This window comes from Chryseobacterium populi, assembly GCF_000282115.1.
In the GTDB taxonomy this organism is placed as follows: Bacteria; Bacteroidota; Bacteroidia; order Flavobacteriales; family Weeksellaceae; genus Chryseobacterium; species Chryseobacterium populi.
This window is the reverse complement of record NZ_AKJY01000100.1, coordinates 1-6,379: the sequence shown is the minus strand read 5'-3', so window position 1 is coordinate 6,379 and position 6,379 is coordinate 1. Positions and strand designations below refer to the sequence as shown.

At 35.8% G+C, this 6,379-nt stretch carries 6 protein-coding genes; all 6 read right to left on the bottom strand.

What is annotated here, in order from left to right:
• Positions 1-349 precede the first annotated feature (349 nt).
• Positions 350-1,522: an aspartyl protease family protein gene (locus PMI13_RS18275; protein WP_007846517.1), complete on the bottom strand. Its 1,173-nt coding sequence runs from the start codon at positions 1,520-1,522 to the stop codon at positions 350-352.
• Positions 1,523-1,556: 34 nt separating this feature from the next.
• A complete protein-coding gene (locus PMI13_RS18270; protein WP_007846514.1) occupies positions 1,557-2,927 on the bottom strand; it encodes a Shedu anti-phage system protein SduA domain-containing protein in 1,371 nt (456 codons plus the stop codon).
• Positions 2,928-3,144: 217 nt separating this feature from the next.
• Positions 3,145-3,720, bottom strand: a complete 576-nt coding sequence (locus PMI13_RS18265; protein WP_007846512.1) for a hypothetical protein — start codon at positions 3,718-3,720, stop codon at positions 3,145-3,147.
• A 72-nt stretch (positions 3,721-3,792) separates the two neighbouring features.
• The gene (locus tag PMI13_RS18260) at positions 3,793-4,830 is read right to left on the bottom strand and encodes a peptidylprolyl isomerase (RefSeq protein ID WP_238536336.1); all 1,038 of its coding nucleotides are present in this window, start codon (positions 4,828-4,830) and stop codon (positions 3,793-3,795) included.
• Positions 4,831-4,908: 78 nt separating this feature from the next.
• Positions 4,909-5,418: an FKBP-type peptidyl-prolyl cis-trans isomerase gene (locus PMI13_RS18255; protein ID WP_007846508.1), complete on the bottom strand. Its 510-nt coding sequence runs from the start codon at positions 5,416-5,418 to the stop codon at positions 4,909-4,911.
• Positions 5,419-5,509: 91 nt separating this feature from the next.
• Positions 5,510-6,379: branched-chain-amino-acid transaminase (ilvE, locus tag PMI13_RS18250; protein WP_007846506.1), on the bottom strand; the 870-nt coding region annotated here is incomplete at its 5' end.

Below are 6,379 nucleotides of genomic sequence, written 5' to 3'. Positions count from 1 at the left end.
CCCGAAAACACTACCCTAAGTATCCATAGGCGGTTACACAGTGTCCGGGGATACTTATGCAAGTGTCTACACCCCCTTAGGTAAGGGGGTGTAGACGGTTAAAAACCACCTATACCCGGTCCGGAAATACCTGAAACCACTTGCATGACTATCCTAAGCCACTTATATAAGTGTATAGAGACGCTTCCGTACCGGGATCAGGTACTTACAGACTCCCTGTAGCCACCTTATTAAGTAGCTGTAGTCTATATCCGGATAATTGTATATGGGTAAATAAATGGCATAGGGGATCATTTTCTCTATCATTCCGATGGAGAAAAACTGTTACAATAAAACGAAATGGGTAGGCTTAAATATCTGTCTGCAGATATTCTTTTTTATCGAGCTTAAAGTCCAGGAGCTTCCCGTTTCTTTTTACCGTTACATCCACGGTCTGCAAACCTCTTTCCAGCCTGTTGATAAAATAGTGGCAGGCACTTTCTTTATCTAAATTCTCAAGGTTTACCCCATTGATGCTGATGATAGAATCTCCAATCGTCAGCGGAAGGTTTCCGCCCTGGAATACCAGTGAAACCATAGGTTTTGCATCGATGAAACGGTATCCGAAGCCAAAAGATTCGAATTTTGAAGGCTCGTTGATAATGCGTTTCATGTACATTTTATTATTCTTCCAATCCATGATGAAAATATAATCTTTGAAGAAGTCATTTCCGATCAGGTTTGAATTTCCGGTCATTACCATTTCATTGGTAAAGCTTTCGTTGCCTATAGACAGCTTATCTGTCCGGAAAATATAGCCAACCTCCGGCTTCCCTGCCCCGAATGCTCCTACCGCATTGGTTCCGTATGTTTCAACAGCCTGCTTTACTTTTTTGGGATCGTAGTTGTTTTCTGAAACTTTCAGTCTTCCTGTGAATCCTGTATCAAAACTCAGGCTCACATTCCTGTCTAAAATTTTGGTTTCTACCACCGGTGTTTTTTGTGGCTTTGTTTCAAACGGAATGACCATTTTATACCCGCTTGTATCAAAATTGGCTAAATCTGTAGTAGCTTCTAAAGAGTTTTCGGAATAATTGACCCTCCAGAACAGCTTTGCCATCTGGTTGGCCCCGAGAATTCCATCAATTTTAAAGCAGCCCAATTCGGAAATAGTAAGATCCATTACCATCACCCCGATGTTTTTAAAAACAACGTTGTCAACCATCATTTCCGGCAGTTGGGTGAAAATCTGCTCCTGCTTGTTTTTCTGTGAATCTTTTACTTTGCTTTTATGTTTTTTCTCAAGATTCAGCTCTGTATAGATTCCATTGGATATCACCGTCGGCGCCCCGGAATCAAAAAGAAAATTATAGGTTTTTCCGTTGATGCTTACCTTTACAAAAGGCAGATCACTCGTAAAGTTTAAATTGATCTTTTCAACCGGATTTTTAAGCTGCACTTCCCCGCCTTCAAAGAATTTTTTCCCCTGCGCAGAAGCCAAAACGACACAAAAAATGAAAAACAGAATTGAGATTTTCTTCATGGATTTATTTTAAGCTAAAATAGGAAAATTACCTTTATTTTTGAGAATCCAGTTCTAATCTTGTTCTTGCATTTTCCAACAACTCTGAATATGTAAGGATTGTAATATTTTTTAATGAATGTGTTAATTCTTTATAAGCTTGTAAACTATCATTTACATAGTCATCTTTTTTTATTTTTTTCTTTATTTTTTCATCGAGTTTTTCATAATCCGGACATAAGTTTTTCCATGATCCCATAATTATCAACCCCTTAGGCCTTATTGTTTCTATGTGTAATGTATCTCCAATTTTATCATTTAAAAACTCTCTTAATGTCTTATTATCAATTTTATATTCCGGATCATTATCTTTATGAAAGTTTGTGATATATCTTTCCGTTTGGGCTATTGCTATTGCTAGATCTTCGGATGGATAAAACTTTCCCCTACCTCCTCCATATTTAAATAAATATTTATCCGGGCGTTTTAATTCAACCACTTCGACATCTCCTAAATGATTAATAAGAATTAAATCAAACTGTGATCTTGATCTTCCTTTTCTTTGTACATATTTATTTGTATTTAATAATGCAGGTACTCCAAACAAACAATACTGACCATATTCACTAAGTATTTTTTCCATTAAATGCTCCGGGCCAGTAATCGATGTTTTTAAAAACCCAAATTCTTTATTTCCGATGACTTTTGCATCAGATATAGAGATATTATCTTTTTGAAGGATATCATCAATTGTATCTATTAGCCATTTTGTTTGCTTATTTATCTGCTTCTCAATAACAACTTGATTTTTAGATCCACTTTCCAATTGATCAGATAATGAAACTAAATCCTCTTGGTCTATCTCACCACTAGCTATAATTTCTTTAAGCAACAGGTTATAATCTCTATTTGAATTGATTTTATCTGTCAAAAAATTAAACTCAGATTTTAAAAAGGGGATGAATCTATTAAATACTTTTTGTGATTTTTCAACACTTTCTTCATTATCAATCTTAATTATATTATTATATGTTTCAAGATTTATATATAAATTTTCATTCTCAATCCTATTACTATCTCCAATAGTTATATTTCTAATAGAAATTTCTTCAATTTCTTTAAATACACTGTAAATCTTATTAACATTATTTGGAGGATTTAAAATATTTATATTTAAAATATTTAATGTATCATGATTTATAAAAATTCTTACTGAATCTAAATGTTTAACTTCTAAAACCTTATCAATATTATTTGGTCTAAACCTAAATTTGGAATAAATCAGCTCATTTTTTGTAACAGTAAGTAATAAGTTTCCATCCACATAATATTTATTTCTTTTTTTAACAACATCTGAGACCCCTTCTAATTTTTTAAGCTTAGTAAGAAGTTTTTCTATTGGCTTTTTTAAAAATACTCTTTTCATTATATGGTTATTTTAGTTGATTTGGTCAAAAGAAAAATTTAATTCTCCTTAATCAATTAAATGTTCAATGTCTGTTAACATTATTTGTTTCGAAAATATAAATATATAATTATTATACCTTACGGAAAATCGTATTTCTACGGAATTTTCAATCACTTGACTATAAAAAACAAAAAAGCCACCTTTCCGGATGGCTTTAAAATTATAATCTAAATATCTAAAATTTGTCAAGAATTTTCTGTGGCAAAATCTTCACCAATTCCGGTTTGTATTGCTTTTCAAGGATAACAAATTTCCAGTATTTTCTGTCTGTGGAAATGGCACCGGCTTTCATATAGGCATTAATCAGATAGGCGCCTTCATTGTCCAGATATTTCACATTCTTTTTACCATACCTTGATTCCAGGACACTGCTGACCTTCTTTTTCATCTCGTCATTCATTGCACCGACATTGCATTTCAGGTTAAACAAATAATTAAAAACAGAAAAATACTCTCCATTAATCAATTCCGGCTTTTCAACCGTTCCAAACTGCATATTCAGGAGGTCGACTTTCATAAACGGGTTGTTGTAGGTCATTTCCAGGATCTGCTTCATCTGGTCTTTCTGTACTATAGTGAAGAATTTAGGATACATGCAGTTCACGGCTTCATCTGTCTTTTTATTTTTGATGCTGCTGGTAAAATAAGTAAATGATTTTTTTATCGCTTGCACATCGGTGTTTGCTTTAGCCTGGCCGAAAGATACCCCGGAAAGCAGTACGAATAAGAATATAAGTAATTTGGGTTTCATCGTGATAATTGGGTTATAGATTAATAAAAGCCATCCTTTCGGACGGCTTTTCAGTTTTTTATAAAGTTTCGATTACTGCACTTTTACAAGCTCAACGTCGAATATCAACCATGCGTTTGGCGGGATCACTCCTCCTGCACCTCTTTCTCCGTAAGCCATTGCCGGCGGAATCAATAATGTAGCAGTTTCACTTTCTTTTAATAATAGGATTCCTTCATCCCATCCTTTGATCACTCTTCCCATTCCGATCGGAATTTCGATAGGCTCATTTCTTTTGAATGAAGAATCGAATTCAGTTCCGTCTACCAATTTACCGGCATAGTGTACAGATACGTTATCACCTGCTTTTGGGGCTTTTCCGCCTGTAGTTTTAGTGATCTTGTAGTATAATCCGGATTCTGTTTTCTGCATTCCTGCCTTTAAATCTTCAACCATTTTCAGCTGGTTTGCTTTAAATTCTTCTTCTTTTTTCTTTCTCTCAGCCTCTTCTTTCGCTAAAAAAGCTTTGTTGTTTTCAGCAATTTTAGATTTTCCTTCGTTGAAGGCCTTTGCAGCATCATAATTTTTGTACTCATCACCTTTACTGAAAACGGCCACTTTTTCCAATACCACATCAGTTTTAGGCTTGTCCTGAGCTCCTTTCTCTACGTTTGCAATGGCATCAATTACATCGTTACCTTTTACCACTTCTCCGAAGATGGTGTGTTTTCCGTCTAGCCAAGGGGTTGCTACTTCAGTGATGAAAAACTGGGAACCGTTTGAATTAGGCCCTGAGTTTGCCATTGATAAAATACCTTTACCTGTATGTTTAAGGTCGTTTCTTTCGTCCTCGAATTTGTATCCTGGATCTCCCATTCCTGTTCCCTGAGGATCACCACCCTGGATCATGAAATCTTTAATCACTCTATGGAAAATCGTTCCGTTATAAAAAGGAACTCCTTTAGCCTTAGCTTTGTTATCAATTTTCCCTTCTGCAAGACCAACAAAGTTAGCCACAGTAACAGGCGATTTTTTGTCTTCAAACTTTACAATAAGATTTCCTTTGGAAGTTTGAAGATTAGCATAGAGTCCGTCTTTAAGACCTTCGTAAGTTTCTTTGTCTACGTTCATTTTTTTATAAATTGGTGTACAACTCATCAGCGAAACACTTGCCGCTGCCAGAATTATATTCTTGTTAAACAATTTCATTTATTGAGCTTTTAATTTTATGATTAAAGGGATGTCGTTATCTATTTTTTTCTCGTCGCCATACGTTCCGTATGCCAGAGCAGATGGAACCAAAATCGTAACTTCCTCACCATCATGTATAAAACGCAAAGCATTTTCTACCGCCTTTAATTCATCAAAGTGCCCGAATTTAGCATCTTTTCTTTCAATCGGTTCATCATAGATTTTGGTCTGGTCAAAATCATACAATTCATAAGAGTAAGAGATCAGCGAGTTGTCCGGCCTCTTTTCTCTCAGGTCAAAACCTTCGGTATTTACCCAGTAATTAAGCCTGGTAGGATAATATTTTACAGGCTGTCCATCAATCCATTCCTGGATGTGCATTCTTTCCTGGGCATTCAGGTTTTTCATCCTGTTCTTGGAAACATCAAGGTCATTCTGACTTAAAACCCCACCAATAGGCGGATGAGCCTGATTATTCCTATTGCAGCTCAACAGCCCCAATACCGATATGAAGAGTATTTTTTTCATAAACTTTTGCGAAAATACACATTTCACAGGATATAAAAAATAAAAAAAGCCAAGAATATCCTGGCTTTATATAATTATCTGTTGTAGAGATTTAAGCTGTTTCAAGAACGTTTTTCTCTACCAGTACTCTCCATCCGAATGAATCTTCAGAAAGATTGGTCTGAATATTTACAAGATCATTTTTAAGAAGTACAGCATAGCTTTCTTCATCAGACAATTTAGGTAATGCCAATTTCTCATTGTTATAGCCTAATGCCTGGAAAACAGTAGTTACCACTGCAGTTCCTACCCCCCAAACTTCTTTTAAACTTCCATTTCTCTGAGCATCAATAACAGTTTTTACCGGAATCGGCTCTACTTTTACTTCAATACCTCTTTTCTTAGCCAACTGAAGGAAGCTGTCTCTGGTAACCCCGTCCAGGATTTTTTCAGAAGTCGGTGGCGTATAAATAGTATCGTTGATTCTCACGAAAACATTCATGGTACCGCTTTCTTCAAAAAGTTCATGAGTAGCATCATCCGTCCAGATGATCTGATCGTAGCCTTCTTCGATTGCCAGCTGAGTCGGGTAGAAAGAAGCCGCATAGTTTCCGGCAGCCTTAGCAGAGCCTACACCACCGTTAGCCGCTCTTGAATAATGATCTGAAATTTTTACAGAAACAGGCTCTGTATAATAGCTTTTTGCAGGAGTTGCCACAATAGCAAACATATATTTTTCAGCTACTCTTGCTTTTAAAGCTTCTTCCGTAGCAAAGATCAACGGTCTGATATATAAAGACATTCCTTCTCCCTGAGGAATCCAGTTTCTATCGATATCCACTAATGCTTTTAAACCATCCAAAAACATTTCTTCCGTTACCTCAGGCATTGCAAGACGTTTTGCAGACTTATTGATACGTTCAAAATTCTTTTCAGGCCTGAAAAGGAAAACCTGCCCGTCTTTGTCTTTATAGGCTTTCAT